The 22,938-nt window shown below is 66.9% G+C and carries 20 protein-coding genes; 6 read left to right on the top strand and 14 right to left on the bottom strand.

All coding sequences use genetic code 11. The features are described from left to right. Positions 1-30: 30 nt before the first annotated feature. The 12 genes from LGM71_RS10645 to andAc all read right to left on the bottom strand — a co-directional run bounded on the left by LGM71_RS10645 (position 31) and on the right by andAc (position 15,498). The gene (locus LGM71_RS10645; protein WP_226114825.1) at positions 31-1,446 is read right to left on the bottom strand and encodes a CheR family methyltransferase; all 1,416 of its coding nucleotides are present in this window, start codon (positions 1,444-1,446) and stop codon (positions 31-33) included. Then, positions 1,443-1,952 (bottom strand): chemotaxis protein CheW, encoded by a 510-nt coding sequence (locus tag LGM71_RS10640; protein WP_239007130.1) that lies wholly within the window; start codon positions 1,950-1,952, stop codon positions 1,443-1,445. Before LGM71_RS10640 ends, LGM71_RS10645 begins: the two co-directional genes overlap by 4 nt. Further along, on the bottom strand, positions 1,952-3,628 hold the full coding sequence (locus LGM71_RS10635) for a methyl-accepting chemotaxis protein (RefSeq protein WP_226114824.1): 1,677 nt from the start codon (positions 3,626-3,628) through the stop codon (positions 1,952-1,954). The genes LGM71_RS10640 and LGM71_RS10635 overlap by 1 nt, the downstream gene beginning before the upstream one ends. A gap of 121 nt (positions 3,629-3,749) precedes the next feature. Then, a complete protein-coding gene (locus LGM71_RS10630) occupies positions 3,750-4,883 on the bottom strand; it encodes a hybrid sensor histidine kinase/response regulator (protein WP_059601589.1) in 1,134 nt (377 codons plus the stop codon). 470 nt (positions 4,884-5,353) lie between these two features. Further along, entirely contained in the window at positions 5,354-6,937 is a 1,584-nt protein-coding gene (locus LGM71_RS10625) for a Na+/H+ antiporter (RefSeq protein WP_059601587.1), read from the bottom strand. Between the two features lie 245 nt (positions 6,938-7,182). Further along, the gene (locus tag LGM71_RS10620; protein WP_226114822.1) at positions 7,183-8,616 is read right to left on the bottom strand and encodes an aldehyde dehydrogenase family protein; all 1,434 of its coding nucleotides are present in this window, start codon (positions 8,614-8,616) and stop codon (positions 7,183-7,185) included. A 29-nt stretch (positions 8,617-8,645) separates the two neighbouring features. Continuing rightward, complete coding sequence (locus LGM71_RS10615; RefSeq protein ID WP_226114821.1) at positions 8,646-10,286, bottom strand: acetolactate synthase large subunit; 1,641 nt, start codon at positions 10,284-10,286, stop codon at positions 8,646-8,648. 433 nt (positions 10,287-10,719) lie between these two features. After that, complete coding sequence (locus tag LGM71_RS10610; protein WP_226114820.1) at positions 10,720-12,006, bottom strand: DUF445 domain-containing protein; 1,287 nt, start codon at positions 12,004-12,006, stop codon at positions 10,720-10,722. A 164-nt stretch (positions 12,007-12,170) separates the two neighbouring features. Next, positions 12,171-13,391 (bottom strand): anthranilate 1,2-dioxygenase system ferredoxin--NAD(+) reductase, encoded by a 1,221-nt coding sequence (andAa, locus tag LGM71_RS10605; protein WP_226114819.1) that lies wholly within the window; start codon positions 13,389-13,391, stop codon positions 12,171-12,173. Beyond that, a complete protein-coding gene (gene andAb / locus LGM71_RS10600) occupies positions 13,381-13,707 on the bottom strand; it encodes an anthranilate 1,2-dioxygenase ferredoxin subunit AndAb (RefSeq protein ID WP_124621049.1) in 327 nt (108 codons plus the stop codon). The genes andAa and andAb overlap by 11 nt, the downstream gene beginning before the upstream one ends. 16 nt (positions 13,708-13,723) lie before the next feature. Continuing rightward, complete coding sequence (gene andAd, locus LGM71_RS10595; protein WP_059601577.1) at positions 13,724-14,212, bottom strand: anthranilate 1,2-dioxygenase small subunit AndAd; 489 nt, start codon at positions 14,210-14,212, stop codon at positions 13,724-13,726. Further along, positions 14,209-15,498, bottom strand: coding sequence for an anthranilate 1,2-dioxygenase large subunit AndAc (gene andAc / locus LGM71_RS10590; protein ID WP_151048358.1), 1,290 nt, complete (start codon positions 15,496-15,498; stop codon positions 14,209-14,211). The genes andAd and andAc overlap by 4 nt, the downstream gene beginning before the upstream one ends. Positions 15,499-15,710: 212 nt before the next feature. Here andAc and andR point away from each other — a divergent pair, with 212 nt between their 5' ends. Next, positions 15,711-16,667 carry an anthranilate 1,2-dioxygenase regulatory protein AndR gene (gene andR / locus LGM71_RS10585; protein ID WP_059601572.1) on the top strand — a complete coding sequence of 319 codons (957 nt, stop codon included), beginning with the start codon at positions 15,711-15,713 and terminating at the stop codon, positions 16,665-16,667. A 173-nt stretch (positions 16,668-16,840) separates the two neighbouring features. Here the strand turns inward: andR and LGM71_RS10580 are convergent, their stop codons facing one another. Beyond that, a complete protein-coding gene (locus LGM71_RS10580) occupies positions 16,841-17,731 on the bottom strand; it encodes a LysR family transcriptional regulator (protein WP_059601570.1) in 891 nt (296 codons plus the stop codon). Positions 17,732-17,822: 91 nt separating this feature from the next. Here LGM71_RS10580 and LGM71_RS10575 point away from each other — a divergent pair, with 91 nt between their 5' ends. The 3 genes from LGM71_RS10575 to catC are packed head-to-tail and all read left to right on the top strand — an operon-like array spanning position 17,823 to position 20,229. Beyond that, the gene (locus LGM71_RS10575) at positions 17,823-18,956 is read left to right on the top strand and encodes a muconate/chloromuconate family cycloisomerase (protein ID WP_059601568.1); all 1,134 of its coding nucleotides are present in this window, start codon (positions 17,823-17,825) and stop codon (positions 18,954-18,956) included. A gap of 36 nt (positions 18,957-18,992) precedes the next feature. After that, positions 18,993-19,895, top strand: a complete 903-nt coding sequence (gene catA, locus LGM71_RS10570) for a catechol 1,2-dioxygenase (RefSeq protein ID WP_124901343.1) — start codon at positions 18,993-18,995, stop codon at positions 19,893-19,895. A gap of 43 nt (positions 19,896-19,938) precedes the next feature. Next, positions 19,939-20,229: a muconolactone Delta-isomerase gene (gene catC, locus LGM71_RS10565; RefSeq protein ID WP_011355923.1), complete on the top strand. Its 291-nt coding sequence runs from the start codon at positions 19,939-19,941 to the stop codon at positions 20,227-20,229. 288 nt (positions 20,230-20,517) lie between these two features. Here catC and LGM71_RS10560 read toward each other — a convergent pair whose 3' ends face one another. After that, positions 20,518-21,303, bottom strand: a complete 786-nt coding sequence (locus LGM71_RS10560; RefSeq protein WP_226114818.1) for an NAD(P)H-dependent oxidoreductase — start codon at positions 21,301-21,303, stop codon at positions 20,518-20,520. An 86-nt stretch (positions 21,304-21,389) separates the two neighbouring features. Between LGM71_RS10560 and LGM71_RS10555 the strand changes: the two genes are divergently transcribed. Together LGM71_RS10555 and LGM71_RS10550 are read left to right on the top strand one after the other, a co-directional pair. Then, complete coding sequence (locus LGM71_RS10555; protein ID WP_226114817.1) at positions 21,390-22,283, top strand: LysR family transcriptional regulator; 894 nt, start codon at positions 21,390-21,392, stop codon at positions 22,281-22,283. Positions 22,284-22,469: 186 nt separating this feature from the next. Next, positions 22,470-22,874 carry a DUF2471 family protein gene (locus LGM71_RS10550; protein ID WP_059601528.1) on the top strand — a complete coding sequence of 135 codons (405 nt, stop codon included), beginning with the start codon at positions 22,470-22,472 and terminating at the stop codon, positions 22,872-22,874. The last annotated feature ends 64 nt before the right edge of the window (positions 22,875-22,938 follow it).

The raw sequence follows: 22,938 nt of genomic DNA, 5'->3' as shown, positions 1-22,938 counted from the left end.
CCCGATGTCGGCTCCCAACCCGTATTCTCGTTATCCGGCCGAGCGCCGCGCACGCTCGAGCAGCCATCGCGCACCGGCGCCGTCGCCGCCGACGTCGAGCAAGGTCGCGAGATGCGTCAGCGCTTCGTGGTGCGTCGGCCGCAGATACAGCGCCTTCCGGTAGAAGTCGCCCGCTTCCGCGACGCGCCCGCGCGCATCCGCGATCAGCCCGTTCAGGTAAAACGCGTCGGCGTGCGGCCCGGCGTGCGCGGAGAACTGCGCGAGCACGCGCTCGGCCTCGTCGAATGCGCCCGCATTGGCCAGCGCCTGCGCTTCCTCGAGCGTCGGTGCGGCGCTGTCGGCGACCGGCGCCCCCTTCGCGGGCATGTCGGCCACGTTGGCCACATGCGCCGGCGAGTCGACGCGCCAGTCGGCCCGCGGCTCGGGCGCCGTCGGGCGCTCGGCCGGCGCGAACGCGGCGCGCGACGGCGCGGCATCGCTCCACGTCGGCGGCACGACGGCCAGCAGCGGGCGCGTCGCGGCCGGCGGCACCACAGCGAAGCGCTCGCCGCGCCAGTACGGCGCGATCGCGGGCATCGGTGCCGCATAGCCGTCCGCCGCGGCACCACCGCGCGCGCGATGAAACGCGAACGCCAGCGGCACGCGCGCCGAGCGCATCCCGTGCCGCATCGCGACGCCCGTTTCGGCGGGGCCGACGAACAGCATGCCGTCGTCGGCGAGCGAGCTTTCGAGCGAATCGATCACGCGATCCTGCGCGTCGCGGTCGAAATAGATCAGCACGTTGCGGCAGAACACGAAGTCGTAGCGGATGCCCGTGTCGGTGCCCGGCTCGACCAGGTTCGCCTGGCGAAACTGCACGCACGCGCGCACGCGCTCGTCGAGCAGCCAGCCGTCGGCGACCGGCGTGAAGTAGCGGCTGCGGAACTCGGTCGTCGTGCCGCGAAACGCATTGCGCCCGTAGCAGCCGAGCCGCGCCTGTTCGATCGCGCGCGCGCTCAGGTCGATCGCGTCGATCGTGAAGCTGGCCGGATCGAGCCCGGCGTCGAGCAGCGCCATCGCCGCCGAATACGGCTCCTCGCCGGTCGAGCACGGCGCGCTCAGCACGCGGATCACGCGCCCGGGCATCGCGGCAAGCCGCTCGGCCGCGAGCCGCGCGAGCGTCGCGAACGCCTCGCGATCGCGGAAGAACCACGTCTCCGGCACGATGAACAGTTCGATCAGCGCGCGCCGCTCGTCGGCCGACGCGTTGAGCTGCTGCCAGTAGGCGTCGAGCGCTTCCGGCGTAACGGGCGGCCGCGCCGCCGACGGCAGCCGCTCGCCGTCGCCCTGCAGCGCCTGCACGCGCTCCGTCAGCGCGCGGCTCAGGAAATCGTTGCCGAGCGAATCGGGGTCGATGCCGGTCTCGCGCAGCAGCCAGCCGCGAAATCGCGAATCGGACTCTTTCATGCGGATGCCCCTCCGTGGCCCGGCAGGTCGTCGAACAGATACAGGCGCGCCACGTCGTCGATCAGGTCGGACACCGAGACCTGCTGCACGATCCCGTCGGGCGTGTTCGCGACGCGCCCGAGCCAGCGCGTGCGCGCGGTCGATACGCCGCTGGCGCGGAACGCGGTGCGGTCGATCCGCAGCGTCTGCGTCGCGCGTTCGACGATCAGGCCGATCACGCGATCGCGGTCGAGCTGCCCGACACGATAGCGAGCCATCACCAGCCGCGTCGAGCGCAGCGCATGCGCGCGCCGTCCGAGCGCCAGCATCGGCACGTCGATCACGGGCACGGGCTGACCGCCGCGCATCAGCAACCCGGCAATCCATTCGGGCGCGCCGGGTACGGCCTTGGTGGTTGCAAGCGGCAGCACCTCGTCGATGTCGGCCGCATCGAGCGCATAGCGCTCGCCGTCGAGCTCGAACATCAGGAACAGCGCGTGCGCGCCGCCGTGCGCCTCGGCGCGCATCACGCGTCGACCTTGAAGCGTGACACGCTGGTGCGCAACTGGTTCGCGACGAGCGTCAGGTCGTCGATCGCCTGCGACGACTGGCGCAGCGATTCGGCCGTCTGCTGCGCGGCTTCCGACAGTTGCGACAGCGCCTGCGTGATCTGCTCGGCACCGTTCGCCTGGGTCTGCATCCCTTCGTTGACCATCTGGAAGCGCGGTGCGAGCGTCTGCACCTCGGCGATGATCTGCGACAGCTGCCCGCCGACCTGCTGCACGTCGAGCATCCCGCGGCGCACTTCCTCCGAGAACTTGTCCATCCCCATCACGCCCGCCGACACGGCCGACTGGATCTCCTTCACCGTCTGCTCGATGTCGTACGTCGCCACCGCCGTCTGGTCGGCGAGGCGGCGGATCTCGGTTGCGACGACCGCGAAGCCGCGGCCGTACTCGCCGGCCTTCTCGGCCTCGATCGCCGCGTTCAGCGACAGCAGGTTGGTCTGGTCGGCCACCTTGGTGATCGTCGCGACGACCTGGTTGATGTTCAGCGCCTTCTCGTTGAGGATCGCGAGCTTCGCGTTCACCGAACCGGCCGCGTCCATCACGCTGCGCATCGTCTCGCCCATCCGCGTGAGGCCGCTCTGGCTCACGCCCGCGAGCGTCGCCGACTGCTCGGCCACGCCGGCCACCTCGTTCATCGTGCGCAGCAGGTCGCGCGACGTCGCGAAGATCTCGCGCGAGGTCGCACCGATCTCGGTCGTCGTCGCCGCGGTTTCGTTCGCGGTCGCCTGCTGCTCGCGCGACGTCGCCGCGATTTCGGCGACCGACGTCGTCACCTGAAGCGACGACTGCTGCGCGCGCGCGACCAGCTCGGTCAGCTCGTCGGCCATCCGGTTGAAGCCCGACTCGAGCGTGCCGAACTCATCGCGGCGGCGCAGGTCGAGGCGGCGCGTCAGGTTGCCGGTGCGCATCACGTCGTGCACCTCGACGAGCCGCGCCATCGGCACGGTGACGGAACGGTACAGCCCGTAGCCCAGCCCCAGCGCGGACAGCAGCACGATCGCCAGCGCGGTCGCGAGGACGATCTCGGTGTCCTGCCCGGATTGGCGGATCAATTTCGCGGACTGGTCGGCGAACTTGCGGTTTTCCTGCACCAGGATATTCGCGTTGCGCACGACCTCGGCCCACGCAGGCTGCACCTTCGCATAAGCGGCGACGGCCCCCTCGCGCGACACGCGGCTCTTCTGCACCGCGTCGTTCAGCAGCGGCAGATAGCGGTCGAAGGCACCGCGAAACGCCGCGAAGCGCTGGCGGTCGTCATCGCGGAACGTCGTGTTCTGGTAATCGACCGACAGCGACTCGACCTCCTTGAGCGTCTCGCCGATCCTCGCGAAATCACGCTGCACGAGTTCGGGATCGGTATCGACGAACGTCGCCTGCTGCAGCATCGCGAACGATTCATTGACCGTCCCGCGCAGCGACGCCGCCAGATACACGCCCGGCAGCGAGTCGCGTTCGATGCTGACGGCCTCGGCGTTGATCGCGCGCAGGCGCTCGTAGGACACGCCGGCCGTCACCAGCATCAGCACGAACAGCACGCCGAAGCTGAACAGGATACGGTTGCCGAGCGTCAGCCGGGCGGCGCCGATCGTCGGGTGCAGGCTTTCATTGGTCGCGCGGGGCGTCACGGTGGCCATGTTCGTTATGGGCTTTCTAAAATCAGCGTTGAAAAAAACCGCGCCCGCCCGCGCGCCGGACGGCGCGCCACGAGCGCATCGGGGTCTCTCGGGCAGCGCGGCACCGGGCCGCGCCGCGAAATCATCGGTCCGCTTGCGCCGGCAGCCGAAGCGCGACCATGAAGCCGCGCACCGTATTGCGCATCAGGATCTGACCGCGATGCCGCGCGGCCGTCGCGCGGACGAACGCAAGCCCGAGGCCGAAGCCGCTGCGCGCCGCGCCATGCACGGATTCGAGCCGCACGAACGACTCGGTCGCGGCCGTGCGTTGCTCGGGCGCGATGCCGGAGCCGGCGTCCTCGACGCCGATCAGCCACGCACCGTCGTCGTCGCTCAGCGTGCAGTGCACGTCCGTGCCGGCCGGGCCGTACTTCAGCGCGTTGTCGATCAGGTTTGCGACCGCGCGCGTGAGCATCATGCGGTCGCCCATCGTCACGCACTCGGTGTCGGGCACGTGGGCAACGACCCGGCTGCCGAATCCGGCCGCCTTCTCCCACAGCTGGTCGACAGCGTCGAGCACGATCTCGTTCAGACTCAGGACCTCGTGCGCGCGGCGTTCCGACTGCGCGCGGGTCAGGTGGATGAAGCCGTCCGCGAGCGCGAGCGCGCGCCGTGCGTGGCCGGCAATGCGCTCCATGATCGGCGGCATGTCGCCGTGCTCGGTCCGGTAGACCTCGAGCAGCGCGAGGATCGACGTCTGCGGCGAACGCATGTCGTGCGACAGGAAATCCAGCGCTTCGTCGCGCTGGCGCGACATCAGGTACGAATTCGAGTGATAGCGGATGCGCGCGGTCAGCTCCATCGCGTCCGGGAGCTTCACGAGGTAGTCGTTCGCCCCGGCGATGAACGCCTCGCGCTTGACGATCGGCTCCTCCTTCGCCGACAGCACGATGATCGGCACGCGTGCGGTCTCGGTGTTCGCGCGCCACGCGCGAACGAGATCGAGGCCGTCGATTTCCGGCATCACGAGATCCTGCAGGATGACCGTCGGCTTCACGTCGCGCGCGACCGCCATCGCCCGATGTGCGTCGGTGCACACATGCAGGTCGATATCGTGCTCGCTGCGCAGCGCGCGGCGGATCACCTCGCCGACGAACGGCTGATCGTCGACGAGCAGAACCGATAGCCCGGACTCGAGACAATCCAGCGCATTTTCACCGCCGGATTCTTTCATAAATACCGTTTCAAACGCCAAATCTCCAATTGATTCTTTCATAGGAGTTGTTTATCCGACTTGGACGCCATCTTAAATATGGCGGCGAAGAAATCCGCCTATTGCTGCCGATCTGGCCTGTCGGCATTGCCTCGCGGGGATCCGAACGCCGATTTCACCCCGACGACGGTCGCATTACCTCCGCGCGCTTTCTCTCAATAAAGATAACCGGCTGATTCTAAATGAAATTAGAACACAGCATCTATCTCCTTCCGGTTTAGTTTTGCCAAATATGGTGAAAGAGCGGGATTCAGTTAAATCAGATCATTTCCGGACGCGAAAGACGATAACGTTTGCGCAGCCGGCGCCGCGAGGTTTGCATGCGCTGCAAGCCGTCGTATCGAACGTTTTGGGGCCGGATTCCGATGCGATGAAATCGGCAGAGATGGAGGGGGAAAATCGCGCGCCGCGACCGGATCGGCGCGACGCGAAGGCTCGCGGCACCGCGCGCCGAACCCGATTTGCGCGGCCGGTTACCCGCGCGCGTGCTGCGCGGACACTTCCTGCAGGTCGAGATCGCGCTCGAGCATGTGCAGCATCTCGTCGTGAATGCGGCCAGAACGATGCAGGCGCAACAATTCCACACGCCCGGCCTTGATCGCGGCCAGCACGACATCGTAGTGCGCGATGCGTACCTCCGCCGGATAAGCAGGCTCGTTCTTCGCCCGCTCGGTCAGTTCCGCGCGATACGTGTATTGCTCCAGCAGGCGCGGGTGAATCACCTTGCCGCTCTCGTCGCGCACCAGCGGCTGGATCGCCGCGAGCTGCGCAGCCTCGATATGCGCCCACGCCTGCGGCTCGGTCAGGTGATGCGCGGCGCGCTCTTCGCGCTGAGGCAGGCGCAGCAGCCGGATCAGCGGCCCGATGGTCGTGCCCTGCATGAGCACGGTGACGAGGATCACCGCGAACGACGCGACCAGGATCACGTCGCGGCCCGGCATCGCCTCCGGCAATGACAGCGCGATCGCCAGCGTCACGACCCCGCGCATCCCGGCCCAGCTCATGATCGTCGCGGCCTTCCAGTCGGGTGCGACACCACGCCGAATGATCCCGCGCACCGGCATCTTCAGCGCCTCGACCGCATAGATCCACACGAAGCGCGACACGACCACCGCCACCAGCACCGCGAGCACCGGCGGGACCATCGTCGCGAGCACCTGCTCGAAGCCGCCGAGCCGGTGGATCGCACCGCGCAGCGACAACCCGATCAGCACGAACACCAGCGCTTCGAGCAGGAACACGATGACCTGCCAGAACGCGGTGCCGCGCGTGCGCACGGCCGCCGAGAACACCTCGTGCTGATGCCAGCCGACGATCATGCCGGCCGTGACCGTCGCGATCACGCCCGACACCTCGACCATCTCGCCCGCGATGTACGCGATCCAGCCGGCGATCACCGCGACGGTGATCACCAGATAGTCGTCATCGAGCAGCTTCAGGAACCACACGACGAGCTTTCCGACCAGGAAGCCGACCACGACGCCGCCGAGCCCGAGTTCCGCGAAGCGCACGACCGCGTGCTCGAGGCTGAACGCACCCGTCAGCGCGGCGGCGACCGCGAAGCGGAACAGCACCAGGCCCGCCGCGTCGTTCAACAGGCTTTCCCCTTCGAGCAGCACCATCAGCCGGCGCGGCAGCGCGACGCGTTCGAGCACCGCCTTCGCGGCCACCGCGTCGGGCGGCGACACGATCGCGCCGAGCGCGAAGCACGCGGCCCACGGCAGCGACGGCACGACCCAGTGCACGGCGAAACCGACCGCGAACGTCGTGAACACCACCGCGCCGATCGCGAGCATCAGGATGCCGCCGACGTTGTGCTTGAACTCCTCCCACACCGAGAAATACGCGCCGTCCATCAGCAGCGGCGGCAGGAACACGAGCAGCACGAGTTCCGGATCGAGGTTGATCGGCGGCAGGCCGGGAATGAACGCAATGCCGATGCCGCCGATCAGCAGCGCGGCCGCAGGCGGCAATCGCAACCGCTTGGCGATGCATTCGAGCGCGACGATCGCGAGGAATGACAACAGAACCAGTTTGAATGCCGAGACGGGGGACATGAATCGATCTCGTGAAGAATGAATGCGCACGCCAGCCGATGTCGTACCCCGGTTGGCCAATTCGCGCGATTACATCACGATGCGATGCGTGCAGTCGAGCGCGTTCGGCGAGCACGGCACGCGGTGCCGTCACGATGGCGCACCGCCCGGGCGGCGCCGCGCCCGTCGGTGCACGCCGAAACGAAAACGGCACGCGGGCCTGCGTGATCGCCTGCCCGCGTGCCGTCATGCCGCATCCCTTCGCGCTAGCGGCGCCTCACGACCATCAGGCGCGGCTCGGTCATGTCCTCGATCGCGTAACGGATCCCTTCCCGGCCGAGCCCCGAATCCTTCACGCCGCCATACGGCATGTTGTCGACACGGAACGACGGGACGTCGTTGATCACGACGCCGCCCACCTCCAGCTCGTCCCACGCGCGCTGTGCATGCGCGAGCGAATCGGTGAACACGCCGGCCTGCAGCCCGAAGTCGCTGTCGTTGACGCGCGCGAGCGCATCGTCGAAGCGCTCGAACTTCTCGAGGATCGCGACGGGACCGAATGCCTCCTTCCGGTACAGGTCCTGTTCGCGACCGACGTTTTCCAGCAGCGTCGCCTCGAACATCGCGCCGTCGACCTTGCCGCCCGCGACGATCTTCGCGCCCGCCGCGACGGCCGCCTCCATCCAGCCGGACAGCCGGCGCGATTCGGATTCGGAGATCATCGGGCCGACGAACGTCGACGGATCCTTCGGATCGCCCATCTTCAGCGAACACGTCTTCGCGATCAGCTTGTCGCGCAGCGCGTCGTACAGATCCGCATGCACGAGGATCCGCTGCACGCCGATACAGCTCTGGCCCGACTGGTAATACGCGCCGAACGCGAGACGCTCGACCACGTAATCGAGCTGCTCGCGCTGGTCCGCGTCGACGATCGCCGCCGCGTTGCCGCCGAGCTCCAGCACGACCTTCTTCTTCCCGGCCTTCTCCTTCAGCGCCCAGCCCACGGCCGGCGAACCCGTGAACGACAGCAGCTTGAAGCGCTCGTCGGTCGTGAACAGGTCCGCGCCGTCGCGATGTGCGGGCAGCACCGAGAATGCCCCCTTCGGCAGGTCGGTTTCGGCGAGCACCTCGCCGATGATCAGCGCGCCGATCGGCGTGCGGCTCGCGGGTTTCAGCACGAACGGACAGCCTGCGGCCAGCGCGGGTGCGACCTTGTGCGCGGCGAGGTTCAGCGGGAAGTTGAACGGCGAGATGAACGAGCACGGGCCGATCGGCACGCGCCGCGTATAGCCGGTGTAGCCTTGCGCACGTGCCGAGATCTCGAGGTTGATCACCTCGCCGTCGATGCGCACCGACTCCTCGGACGCGACACGGAATGTATCGATCAGCCGCGTCACCTCGCCCTTCGAATCGTTGATCGGCTTGCCGGCCTCGATGCACAGCGCCTCCGCCAGCTCGTCGAAGCGCTCGCGAAAGCGCGCGACGCAGTGGTCGAGCACCGCCTGTCGCTTGTAGGCCGGCAACTCGCGCATCGGCTTCGCGGCGCCGACCGCCGCGCCGATGGCCGCATCGATCGCCTTCGCGTCGGCGAGCGCGACGCGCGTCGCGACCTTGCCGCTGAACTTGTCGGTCACTTCCAGATCGGTGTTCGCGTAGACGGCTTCGTTGGCCAGATAGTACGGATAGGTATCCTTCAGCATGGAACGACTCCTTCCTGTGAACGGGGAATTCAGAGTTGCGCGGACAACCGCTTGATCTCGCGGTTCAGCACGCGCTCGTTGTCCGAATAGTCGATCGGCACGTCGATCACGTGCACGCCAGGCGACGAGAAGCACTCGCGCAGCAGCGGCTCGAGATCGTCGGCCGCTTCGACGCGATGCCCGTGCGCGCCGTAGCTTTGCGCATACGACACGAAATCGGGGTTCTGCAGCGTCATCGCGAAATCGGGGAAGTTCATGTTCTCCTGCTTCCAGCGGATCATCCCGAAGGCATCGTCGCGCAGAATCATCACGACGATGTCGAGCTTCAGTCGCACGGCGGTTTCGAGTTCCTGCGAATTCATCATGAAGCCGCCGTCGCCGCACACGGCGATCACCTTGCGCTGCGGATGCACGATCTTCGTCGCGATCGCCGACGGCAGGCCCGCGCCCATCGACGCGAGCGCGTTGTCGAGCAGCAGCGAGTTCGGCTCGTGCGCACGCCAGTAGCGCGCGAACCAGATCTTGTACATCCCGTTGTCGAGGCAGACGATCCCGTCGGTCGGCAGCGCGTTGTACAGGTCGTTCACGATCCGCACCGGGTACATCGGGAAGCGCGGGTCGTGCTGGCCCTTCGCCAGATGCGCGTCGAAATGCTCCTTGATCATCGCGAAGCGGGCGAAATCCCAATGCGGCTGCGGCGCGATCGCCCCCTTCATCTGCCACACCGCGTTCGCGATGTCGCCGACCACCTCGATCTGCGGGAAGTAGACGGGATCGACCTGCGCACCGAGGAAGTTCACGTGGATCACGGTCTTGTCGTCCGTGCGCATGAAGAACGGCGGCTTCTCGATCACGTCGTGGCCGACGTTGATGATGCAGTCCGCATGCTCGATCGCGCGGTGCACGAAGTCGCCGTCGGACAGCGTCGCGTTGCCGAGCCACAGCGGATGCGTTTCGTCGATCACGCCCTTGCCCATCTGGGTCGTGAAGAACGGGATGCCCGTCTTGTCGACGAATTCGAGCAGCATCTTGCAGGTCGTCTTGCGATTGCCGCCCGCGCCGATCATCAACAGCGGGTGGCGCGCGGCCTGGATCGCGTCGACCGCGTGCGCGACCGCCTTCTCCTCGGCCACCGGCCGCCGGCTGTAGCTGCGCGGAATCGGCTTGCCGTCGCCCTCCTCGTGCGCGATGTCCTCCGGGAGTTCGAGGTGCGCGGCGCCCGGGCGCTCCTCCTCCGCGCGACGGAACGCCTCGCGCACCGCCGACGGAATGTTGCCGATCGACACGATCTGCCGCGTGAACTTCGTGAGCGGCTGCATCATGCCGACGACGTCGACGATCTGGAAGTGACCCTGCTTGCTGGACTTGATCGGCTTCTGCCCGGTGATCATCAGCATCGGCATGCCGCCGAGCTGCGCATAGGCGGCAGCCGTCACGAAGTTGGTCGCGCCTGGCCCGAGCGTCGCGAGACACACGCCGGTGCGGCCCGTCAGGCGGCCGTAGGTGGCGGCCATGAACCCGGCCGCCTGCTCGTGCCGGGTCAGCACGAGCTTGATCTTCGATCGCCGCAGCGATTCGAGCAGATCGAGGTTTTCCTCGCCGGGGATGCCGAACACGTACTCGACACCTTCGGCTTCCAGCGCCTTCACGAACAGATCCGATGCTTTCATGGGGGACTCTCGGTTGATGCCGCCTGCCCGGCTTACGGGCGCGCGACGTTCAGAACGCGCGCCGGCCTACGGCACGCGGACGCTTTACCTACTGGACACTGACCACGGCACTGCCCGCCGCGCAACGCACGGCGGCGCCTCCCTGTGCAGGAGGACAAACGGATTCGCCCGCGCGCGGCAAGCACGCACGGGCGGCAAGGACGTTTTTGATTGTAGACGGATTCGCGGAATTCCGACTTCGGCCGAATGGCCGGGTCCGGCCGCGCGAAAGGATCGGCCTGACGGCCAATTCGACGTCAAACGGCGCGCGCGGCCGTATTGCGGAGGCATCCGATTTCATTCATCAACATGTAAACCATGGTTTACATACTGCGATCCATGTCCTGCCGTGCGCCACGTTCAATTTCCGGACAACCGACCGGCCGCGCCCGCATCAATGCAGCCACTCCGCCGCCCAGCGCGGCACCAGCGAGACCAGATACAGCCCGAGCCCGATCAGCCCGCCGACCAGCGTGCCGTTGATGCGGATGTACTGCAGGTCCTTGCCGATGTTCAACTCGATCTGCCGCGACATCTCGCGCGCATCCCAGTTGCGCACCGTATCGCGAATATGACGCATCAGGAAATCCGCGAAATCCGGCGCCATCTCGTGCACGGCCTTCTCGATGTGCTCGTTCAGCGACGCACGCAGCGCCGGGCTCTGCGCGAGCCGCGCGCCGAGCCAGCCGCCGAGCGTCGCGGCCTGCCGGTGCAGCGTCGAATCGGGCCGCGCGAGATCGGCCTTCAGCCATGCGCGCAACTGGTCCCACAGATCGCGCACATAGTCATTGAACGCGTCGCCGTCGCGAATGTAGCGCTTGATCTCGTCACCCTTCGCGATGAACGCAGGGTCATGCTTCAGCCGCTCGGTGAGCCGCACGACCGTGCGGTCGAAGCGCTGCCGCAACTCGTGCTCCGGATCGGCCGCCACGCCCTCGAGCACGCGGCTCACCGCGCTCGCCAGCATGCGCGCGCCGTTCTCGCCGAACCACTGCGTCGGCATGATCTTCTCGACCTTCGGGTATTGCGTCTTCAGCCATTCGACGATGAAGCCCGCGATCACTTCACGGTTCTCCTCCTTGTCGAGCACGTCGACTACCTGCTCGATCGCATCGTCGAGCAACGCCTGGTGGCGGCCGTCCTTCGTCAGCGTGTCGAGGATCGCGCCCAGCGATTGCGACAGGTCGATGCGGTCGATCACCGCGCGGAACGCGTCGTGGACGAACGACTGGATCCGCGCATCGTCGGTCATGTCGAGCGCGAAGCTCATCAGCTTCGTCACGTAGCCGCCGAGCGCGTCGGTGTTCGCGGGCTCGCCGAGCCATGCGCCGAGTTTCCGTGCGGGATCGTGCTGGCGGATCTGCGCGACGAGTGCGTCGGGACCGAGGAATTTCTCGCGCACGAACACCGCGAGGTTGTCGGCGATCTTGTCCTTGTTCTTCGGGATGATTTCGGTGTGGCGCGACACGAACGGAATCGGCACGCGGCGAAACAGCGCGACGACCGCGAACCAGTCGGCGAGCGCGCCAACCATCGCGGCCTCGGCCACCGCCTTGAAACCGTCGACCCACGGGCCGCGCGGCAGCAGGATCGTCGTGACGAATACCGCGACCGCGGCCAGCAGCAGCCATAGCGCGCGGCGCTTGCTGCGTTTCAGTTCGAGGGCTTTATCTGGCGTCATGGGCGACCGGTGAAACGGCAATGCCGCTAATATGCACCGATCGCCGGCCCTCGACAAACCCGCGCGCGTTGCCCGGGCCGGAAAGGTCGTCCGGAACAGGTCACGCTCGACGTTTCAGCTACCCGGCGCGAACACGGCCTCGCCGGCCGCGTTCGCGCACTGCCTCAGAGAAAGGTCTTCAGGTTCACCGCCGGATCGGCGAGCTTCGCCGGATCCGGCACGGCGCCTGCCGCGATCAGGCGCCGCGATGCACCGATGTCGCGCCCCAGATTCGCCGCCGCCACCGCAGCGATCTTCCCGGTGTCGTCCAGCCCGAACACCGTGAACGGCCCGCTCGCGGGATCGCCACGCACGACGATCGTTCGCTCGCCGCCGAACAGCCCGAGCATCTGCAGGTTGCAATCGTACTGATCGGACCACAGCCAGGGCAGCTCGGCATACGTTTCGTCCGCCCCCAGCAGGTTCGCGGCCGCGACCGCCGGCTGATTCTCGGCGACCTGCCACGACTCGATCCGCACGTGACGCCCGAGCAGCGGATTGAAGTGCATCGTCACCTCGCCCGCCGCGAAGATCGCGGGATCGGCCGTCCGGCATCCCGCATCGACACGGATACCGTTGTCGACCTCGAGGCCGGCCGCCTGCGCGAGTTCGACGTTGGGCACGACGCCGATGCCGACCACGACGATATCGGCCTGCACGTCGCCGCGATCGGTCTCGACGATCGCGCCGCCGCCCGGTGCGCGGCGAATCGCGCGCGGCAGCGTCGCCATCTGGAAGACCACGCCGCGCGCGTCATGCAGTTGCCGCGCATACGCGCCGACGACTTCCGGCAACGCACGCTGCAGCAAGCGCGCAGCCGGGTCGATCACCGTCACGTCGCAACCGAGCTGGCGTGCCGCGGCCGCCACCTCGAGGCCGATGAAGCCGCCGCCGAGCACCGCCACGCGGCGCCCCGGCGCGAGCTGCGCGCGCAACGCACGCGCGTCGGCAACGGTGCGCACGTAATGCGGGACGATGCCTTCGTCGACCGGCCCGCCGAACGCACGCACGCGCGAACCCGTCGCGAGCACGAGGCGGGCGAACGGCAACGTCGCGCCGTCGTCGAGCCGCACACGCTGCGCATCGCGCTCGATCGCATCGACGCGCGTGCCGAGCCGCAGCTCGATGCGCTGCGCGTCGTACCATGCCGCATCGCGGATGAACGCACGCTGCTCGCCGCCGTCGCCCAGCAGCGCGTCCTTCGACAGCGCGGGCCGGTCGTACGGCAGTTCGCGCTCCGCGCCGATCATCACGATGCGTGCGTCGGCGTCGCGCGCGCGCAGCGCCTCGGCCGTGCGCCGCGCCGCATGGCCGGCACCGACGATCACGAACGGGTCAGCCGACATTGACTTCCACCTGACCTTCGACGATCCGGATCGGATAAGTGCGCACCGGCTCGGTGATCGGCGCGCACTTCGGCGCACCCGTGCGAATGTCGATCAGCCCCTGGTGCAGCGGGCATTCGACGCAACCGTCTTCCACATAGCCTTCGGACAGCCGCGCGTGACCATGCGAACAGAGGTCGTGCATCGCGAACAGTTCGTCGCCGATCCGGAACACCGCGATCGGCTTCTGGCCGGCGACGCGCGCCGCCGGTTCGTCTTCGGAGAATTCGTCGAATGCGCCCAGCGGATGCCATTCGGCGAGCGTTGCTTCGGTCATGTCGTTTCCTTGGCTGTCAGATCGGGGTGGCGAGCAGCGTCTGCACGCGCGACGTGTCGTAGATCACGCGCTTGGTCTTGTAGCGCAGCCCGTCGGGCGTGCGCACGACCGTGTCGTAATACTTGCCGGCCTGGTACACGTTCGATTCGCCGTTGCTGCGCGTCTGCACGACCACGTAATTGCTCTCCGTGTCGATCTCGCCGTCGCGCTCCGCAACGATCGTGAGCCCCGACGTCATGTGCCGGTACGTGTGCTCTTCAAAGATGTTCGCGTGCCGCAGCGACACCACGCGGTCGCGCAGCATCCGCTGGTTCGTGCAGTGGACGATCCCGACCGGCAGCCCGAGATCCGCGTTCTCCTTCGGCACGATCTCGTATGTGCAGTCCTCGGTGAACATTTCCGGCCAGTGTTCGAGCCGGTCGTTGTCGAGGTGGCCGATGTAGCGGTTCTGGAGCATGTAAATCTCGAACCACGTCTTCATGTCTTCCGTCAGGTTTTCCATCATTGCGCGCTCCCGCTTCGATAGCCCATCAGCTTCTGGTACCCGACCCAGAACTTGCGGATCAGGCTTTCGGTGATCACCGTGTCCTGCTGATCCGGGTTGCCGCGCGACATCTCGATCACCGACGTCGCGTCGGCGTCGCGCACCGTGCCGCGCTGCACCAGCTCGGTCGCTTCCGTGTCTTCCATCGAGATGTAGCCGGCCGGCCCGACCAGGTTCGCCTGCTTGATGCGCAGCGCGCGCAGTTCGGGCGTGTCGTCCGCGTAGCCGAAGAAGTGGAAGATCAGCTCGAAGTTGTCCGGCCCCTTCGGCAGGATCTGGCGCGCGACCAGCGTGTTGTGGATCTGCTGGATCACGAGCTGCGGAAAGATCGGCTGGATATGGTTCGTGCAGTCCTCGTCGTATTCCGACACGAGATCGAGGATCGATTCGTCTTCCAGATGGAATCCCTCGTCGAACGAGCGGATGTTCTGCTGCTTGTACGCGGCCGACGTGTCGTCGTTCGTCTTCGTCACCGTGATGATGCTGTGCAGCCCGTGGTTCGCATCCGGAATCGAGCGCGCCTTCATCCCGACGCGGAAGATGTTGAAGGTCGTATGGAACAGGTGCAGCATGCTCGCGTGATACGGATCCTTCACGTTCTCCATGTACAGCTTCCAGTTCGACTTCGAATACTGGCGCGTGCAGCCGAGATACTCGATCGGCTTGTGGAAGATCCGGTCGATCCACGGACGCATCTGCTCGCCGAGATAGTCGGGCAGCGGCGCCACTTCATCGCTGAAAGTCGCGAACACGAGCCCGCGATAGCTGTCGACGCGCAGCTTGCGCAGCCCGTGCTGCTTCGGGTCGAAGTCGGCCGGCATCCCGGTCATCCCCTTCTGGCCGCGCCGGAACGGCACGCCGAGCAGGTTGCCCTGGTTGTCGAAGCTCCACTGGTGATAGACGCACGTGTGCGAGCTCGCGTTGCCGCGCGACTTGCGGCACACCTGCGCGCCGCGGTGCGCGCAGCGGTTCACCCATGCGGACAGCGTGCCGTCCTCGGTGCGCGTGACGACGACCGGCGTGTCGCCGACGAACGTGCTCTTGAAGTCGCCGGCGTTCGGGATTTCCGCTTCCAGCGCGACGAAGTTCCATGTCGGCCCGCGGAAGATGCGTTCCTGCTCGCGTTCGTAGACGGCCTGCGAGCTGAACACCTTGTACGGCACGCGCGAGCCGTCGTCGTGCGGAAAGCGCACATCGGACGCGTCGTCGCGCGCGGCGAATACGACGGGCGATTCTGTCTGCTCCATGTCGGACTCCTTCTGGTTCCGTTTCGTTGATTGCATGGAGCCGATTTTTGAAAAGCTAAAATTCGGCGTCTATCCGGAAAGTGCGATTGCGGCGGCGCAATATCCACTTTCGGCGGATTTCTGCGCTAGCATGGCGACACACGCGACCCGAGCGCGATCCCGACCCATTCGTCGGATCGAAGCGCCCGTCGTTCATACCAAGGCTGATGCCCATGTCCCCAACGTCGTTCGAGCCGCTTGCGCTGCGTGCGCACCGGCTGTTCGAATCCCGCGATCTCGACGAGACGCGCGAGCGGATCTCGCGCGTGATGCAGCCGCACGCGCTGCTGCCGAGCGGCCGCGTGCAAGGCGCATCGCATATGGATTTCGTGCGGCTCGGCGGGCTCGGCATCGGCACCATCGCGTTCGGCGACGCGATGCGCGTGCAGGTCGACGCCGTCGACGGTTATTACCTGCTGATGTTCTGCCTGTCCGGGCAGGCGGAAGTCCACGCGATGGGGCGCCGGCTCGGCGTCGACGGGCAGACCGGCGTGCTGTGCGCGCCCGGCGAGCGCTTCGACGCGGTGCTGTCCGCCGATTGCGAGCAGTTCGTGCTGCGCATCGATGCCGCGACCGTCGGTTCGCTGACCGGCGACCCGCGCGCGATGCTCGACCCCGTGCTGCACATCAGCGATGCCGCGCTCACCGCGTGGCGCCAGCAGCTGATGCTCGTCGCCCGCTCGCCGGCGCTGCTCGAACGGGCGAACGCGAACCCGCGCGTCGCGTCGCAGCTCGAGCATCTGCTGATCGATTTGCTGATCGAAGGCCACCCGCCGTCGGTACCGAGCGCGCGCCAGGATCCCGCGCCGGGCTTCGTGCGGCGCGCGCAGGAGTTCGTGAACGCACACTACGCGCAGCCGTTGCAGCTCATCGATATCGTCCAGGCCGCCAACGTACCGGAGCGGACACTGCGTGACGCCTTCCTGCAGTTCCGCGGAATGAGCCCGATGCAATACCTGCGCGCGACGCGACTCGAGCATGCGCGGGAGTTGCTGCGCGGGTCGGTGTCCGAGCGACGGATCGCCGATATCGCGCTCGATTGCGGGTTCACGCACCTCGGGCGATTCGCGATCGCGTACCGGGAGAAGTTCGGGGAGTCGCCCTCGGAGACGCTCGACGGGAAGCGGTAAGTGGTGAGTGGTCGCGGGGACGCTGGCTTGCCGGTTACCGGCCGGCCCGGCTTGCCGGCTCGCTGTCCGCCTGCATCAGCGGCAGATGACATCGCATCGCGACACCCGCTCCGCATTCGCCTTGGCGCGCCGAATTTGACCGTTAGTTGCAGTCAATACGGAAACGACCGTCCCTACGCTGCCGGCGCAATCATCTCCCGCGCGATCGCGCAGAACGCGGTCGTCGCGGCGCTTTCGCCGTGCAGCCGGCGGCTCATGATGATCGGCGACGTCGCCGTGGGTTCCGGCAGCCGCCGGTAGACGACGCCCTTCACGCGCACGCCTTCGACGCTTTCCGGCACCAGCGACACGCCCACCTGCGCGGCGACGAGCCCGAGCGCCGTCTGCAGTTCGCGCACCTCGTGCACGGCCGCCGGCACGAGCGCGCCGTCGCGCAACGCGGACAACTGCTGGTCCGCGAAGCTCGGCCGCGGCGTGCTCGGATAGACGATCAGCGTCTCGTTCGCGATGTCCGCGAGCGTCAGCGGCCGGCCCGGATCGGCGAGCGGATGCCCGACCGGCAGCGCCGCGATCAGCTTTTCCTCGATCAGCGCCTCGCGCACGAGCTGGTCGTCGTCGAAGCGCAGGCGGCCGAACCCGACGTCGATCCGCCCGCCCTTCAGTGCCCCCAGTTGCTCGAGCGTGAACATTTCGATCAGCGACAGCTCGACGCCCGGGTGCGCCTCGCGAAACGCGCGGATCACGTCCGGCAGCGCGCCGTAGAGCGTCGACGGCACGAAGCCGATCACGATCCGCTCCGACAACTGCGCGAGCCGCCGCGTCAGCGGGCCGAGCTCGTCGGCCTGTTCGACGACGCGCGTCGCCTGCGCATAGAACACGCGGCCCGCGTCGGTCAGCTTCAGCGGCCGCGCGCCGCGCTCGAACAGCGGCAGCCCGACCTCGTCCTCGATCGCCTGGAGCTGGCGGCTCAGCGGCGGCTGCGTCATGTGCAGGCGCTCCGCCGCCCGCGTGATGTTCATTTCCTCCGCGACGGCGATGAAATACCGGAGCTGGCGCAATTCCATTTCATGCCTCAAAGGTATGGAAGTAGTCGGAAAGAGTGTTGGACGCCGCTCGGCGGAAATTCCTACCATGTGCACCAACAGGAGGAATCGCATGATAGCAACTACCGCCACCATCGAACGCGTCGAGACGCTGCTCGTCGACGTGCCGACGATCAGGCCCCACAAACTGTCGGTCGCCACGATGAATTGCCAGACCCTCGTGCTGGTTCGCGTTCGATGCACGGACGGTATCGAGGGCGTCGGCGAGGCGACCACGATCGGCGGTCTCGCGTATGGCGAGGAAAGCCCCGAGAGCATCAAGGTCAACATCGACACCTACTTCGCACCGCTGCTGCAAGGCATGGACGCGACGCGACCGGGCGCCGCGATGGCGCGTGCGCGCAAGCTGTTCCAGGGCAACCGGTTCGCGAAATGCGCGCTCGAAACCGCACTGTTCGACGCGCAGGCGCGCCGCCTCGGCGTGCCGCTGTCCGAGCTGTTCGGCGGCCGCACGACCGATGCGGTCGACGTGGCGTGGACGCTCGCGAGCGGCGACACGCAACGCGACATCGCGGAAGCCGAGGCGATGCTCGACGCGCGCCGCCATCGCGCGTTCAAGCTGAAGATCGGCTCGAATGCGGTCGACGACGACGTCGCGCACGTGATCGCGATCAAGCGCGCGCTCGGCGAGCGCGGCGACGTCCGCGTCGACGTGAATCAGGCATGGACCGAAACCGACGCGATCCGCGCGGGCGCCCGACTCGCGGAGGCCGGCGTGAGCCTCGTCGAACAACCGATCGCGGCGACCAACCGTGCGGGGCTGAAGCGCCTCACGCAACTCGCGCAGATTCCGATCATGGCCGACGAGGCGCTGCACGGTCCCGTCGATGCATTCGCGCTCGCGCAGGACCGTGCGGCCGACGTGTTCGCGGTGAAGATCGCGCAATCGGGCGGCCTGCTCGGTGCGGCGAGCGTCGCATCGATCGCGTCGGCCGCCGGCATCGACCTGTACGGCGGCACGATGCTCGAAGGCGCGGCCGGCACGATGGCGTCCGCGCAACTGTTCAGCACGTTCGGCTCGCTGAAATGGGGCACCGAGCTGTTCGGCCCGCTGCTGCTCACCGAGGAAATCCTCGTCGAGCCGCTGCGTTACCAGGATTTCAAGCTGCACCTGCCGGCGACGCCCGGCCTCGGCATCACCTTCGACTGGGCCCGCATCGAACGGATGCGACGCGACGCCCGCTGATCCCGCATGACACGACAACCGAAACCGGAGACACTGATGAACAAGCAAGCCATCGACGCCCTGCTGAAAACCTTCGACGACGCCGCGGAAAAGCCCGGCAACCCGCGCGTGCGCGCGATCGTCAACCGGATCGTGAAGGACATCTGCTACACGATCGAGGACTTCGACGTGCAGCCGAGCGAGTTCTGGACCGCGCTCAACTACCTGAACGAAGCCGGCCGTGAATTCGGGCTGATCGCCGCGGGCCTCGGCCTCGAGCGCTTCCTCGACGTGCGGATGGACGAGGCCGAGGAGAAGGCCGGCTTCCAGGGCGGCACGCCGCGCACGATCGAAGGGCCGCTGTACGTCGCGGGCGCGCCGGAATCGGTCGGCCATGCGCGTCTCGACGACGGCACCGATCCGGGCCAGACGCTGATCATGCGCGGTCAGGTACTCGGTCAGGACGGCGCGCCGATCGCGAATGCGCTCGTCGAGGTGTGGCACGCGAACCATCTGGGCAACTATTCGTACTTCGATCAGTCGCAGCCGGCGTTCAATCTGCGCCGCTCGATCCGCACCGATGCCGAGGGCCGCTACAGCTTCCGCAGCGTGCTGCCGGTCGGCTACAGCGTGCCGCCGGGCAGCAAGACCGAACAGCTGCTCGATCAGCTCGGCCGCCACGGCCATCGTCCGGCGCACATCCACTTCTTCGTTTCCGCGGACGGATATCGTAAGCTGACGACGCAGATCAACATCGAAGGCGACCCGCACATCTGGGACGACTTCGCATTCGCGACCCGCGAAGGGCTGATCCCGAAGGTCAAGCAGGCCGAGGGCGCGCAAGGCAAGCCGTATGGCATCGACGGGCCGTTCGCGCTGATCGACTTCGATTTCTCGCTGCTCAAGGACAAGCAGGACGTGCCGGCGAGCGAAGTCGCGCGGGCGCGGGCGCAGGCCTGAGCGGCCGTCCCGTTCGACGAATCGACAACGCAAGGAGCACAGGATGCTGTTTCATGTGGAAATGACCGTCCGTCTGCCGACGGACATGGATCCGGTCAAGGCGGCCACGCTGAAGGCCGAAGAGAAGGCGATGTGCCAGCGGCTCATGAACGAAGGGACCTGGCGGCATCTGTGGCGTATCGCGGGGCAGTATGCGAACGTGAGTATTTTCGATGTGGAAAGCGTGCAGCAGCTGCATGACCTGTTGAGCCAGCTGCCGTTGTTTCCGTATATGGAGATGGAGGTGCGGGCGCTGTGCCGGCATCCTTCTTCGGTGCGGGAGGATGATCGGTAACCAGGCGGTCGAGCACGGACAAAACGGGCGGCCTGCGATCGCATTGCGGGCCGCCCGTTTCATTTCGACATCCGCAGCGTCGGATCAGGTTGCCGCGCGGCTACTTCTGCGCCCCCATCTTGTCGGCGACGTTGTCGCCATACACCCTCCGTCGCGACGGATTCGCTGCGCGGTCCGTGCGGGCCTATTGCGCAGACGCGTCGCGTCGATCTCCGGAAACGACTCGATTTGATTGCAGGCGCCGATAGGCCCACACCGCACTTTCCCGCGACGGCCTCTCACGCGCAATCAATACGCGTGCGCAAGATGAGCGGCAAATCCCTCTTTGCCCGGCGCGATCTCCGCCTTCAGCGTCAGCGCCGGAATCTCGTAGTCGCCCGCATTCTGCCGCCGGAACGGAATCGGCTGCGCGGTCCACAGTTCGTCCAGACGCTTGCCGAGCGCAGCACGCGTTTCGTCGAAGCGCACGTCGTTCATCCGCCCCGTCCGGTAAATCACGAACGGCGGCAGCACGTCGAACCCCGGGTAATACAGGATCCCGTGCTGGATCGGAAACAGCACGTCGTCGATCGGCCCGTTGATGCCGCGTGCGCTGTAGTGCGACTCCCAGCCGCCCGTCGTGACGATCACCATCGCCCGCTTACCCGCCAGCGAGCCCTCGCCGTAACGGTCGCCCCAATGCTGGTCGGAGTGTTCGCCGACGCCGTACGCGAAGCCATACGCATACACGCGCTCGACCCAGCCCTTCATGATCGCCGGCATCGAGAACCACCACAGCGGAAACTGCAGGATCACCGCGTCGGCCCACTTCAGCTTGGCCTGTTCGCGCGCGATGTCGTCGCGCTGCGTGCCCGTTTCGAACGCGCGCTTCGAATCGAGCGCGGGATCGAAGCGCGCGTCGGGCGCACGGTCGGTCACGTCATGCACATCGAACGCGGCCTTCCAGTTCATCGCGTACAGATCGGTCACCTGCACGGCATGGCCCGCGGCTTGGAGATGCTCGACCGCGAAGTCGCGCAGCGCGCCGTTCAGCGAACGCGGTTCCGGATGGGCATAAACGATCAGCACATTCATGTTCGTCACTCCGTTGATTGAATGACTGCAGGATGCCGTCGCCGACGGTATATTGGAAATGAATTCCCGACATCCCAGGTATAGCCATGAACAATCTCAGACGACTGGATCTGAACCTGCTGGTCACGCTCGACGTGCTGCTCGCCGAGCACAACGTCACGCGGGCGGCCGAGAAACTGAACATGTCGCAGCCGTCGGTCAGCGTGCAGTTGCAGAAACTGCGCGATCTGTTCGGCGATCCGCTGCTGCTGCCGGGGCCGCGCGGGATGCGGCCGACCGCGCGCGCGGAAACGCTGCGCGCGCCGCTACGGGATGCACTCGAAGCAGTCGAACGCGCGGTGCTGACGGCCACGCCGTTCGATCCCGCGACCGCGACGAACACGTGGCGCGTGGCCGCGACCGACTATGGCGAATCGACGATCGTCCTGCCCGCGCTGAACACGCTGCGATCGGCCGCCCCCACGACGCGACTCGCCGTCGTCGAGCTCGTGCCGCCGCGCATCGAGCAGGACGCGGAGCGAAACGGCATCGACCTGGCCTTTCACACGACAGAAGGCTCGCCGGAGGGGATGCGGCGCCTGCCCCTGTTCGTCGAGCGCTACGTGCTCGTCGGCCGCGCCGGTCATCCGAAGCTGAAGCGGCGCCCGACGCTCGCGCAGTTCGGCGCGCTGGAACACGTGATCGTGTCGCCCGACGGGGGCGGCTTCTTCGGCGTGACCGACGAAACGCTCGCGAAGGCGGGCGCCGCACGGCGTGTCGTGCTGTCCGTTCCGCATTTCCTGTTCGTGATGTCGGCCGTCGCCAGCACCGATCTCGTCGCGATGCTGCCCGAGCGGCTGGTGCGCGACGTGCGCGCGCTGCGCGTGGTGGAGGCGCCGGTCGAGGTGCCCGGCTACGAAATGTCGATGCTCTGGCACGAGCGCGTGCATCGCGATCCCGCGCATCGGTGGTTGCGGGAGACGATCGCGGCGTCGGTGTAAATCGTTCGCGAAAGCCGCGCGGTACGCGCGTCGGCCAGCGTCGCCGCCGCGCTCGCCCCCGTGCCGGCAAGCAGACATGCATTCAGGACTTGAAACCGCCTCGAACACTGTATATATTTACAGTGCTTTTGCACCATTTGACCCGAATTCCGTCATCCATGACGGACGGACTTTTGTGAGGCGACCATGTTCCAGTCATCCGCATTCGATCCCGAGCAACCCGGCTTCAACCCCGCGCACTTCGAGCGTGCCGCGCAGCGGGCAGTCGTCGACCTGCAGCGTGTCGTCGGCGGCCCCGCGCAACGCGCGCTCGGCCTGCGACGCCGCACGCATCCGGCCGCCGTCCGCACAATGAGCTGGCAGGCGCTGCTGAACGTCGAGGAACTCGCGTTCTCGAATACCGGTTTCCTGAGCCGCAACGATCCGACCGTCGTCGATGCGTTCATCCGCCTGCGCGATAGCCGGCTGGTCGCAGCGGATGTCGAGGAGCCGGTCGACTGGCGTCGCGACGACGACGACCTGCCGGCCGTCTACCTGATCGTCAAGGCGATGCTGGAAGCGGAAGAGGAAGAGCGGGCCGAAGCGGCCTGACGTCCGCCGGCCGGTGGCGAATGGCGTTCTGCCAGAATCGCGTCGCCACGTTGCATGGCGACGC

This window comes from Burkholderia sp. AU33545 (assembly GCF_020419685.1).
Taxonomy (GTDB): Bacteria; Pseudomonadota; Gammaproteobacteria; order Burkholderiales; family Burkholderiaceae; genus Burkholderia; species Burkholderia diffusa.
This window is presented reverse-complemented; position numbering and strand designations above follow the sequence as displayed.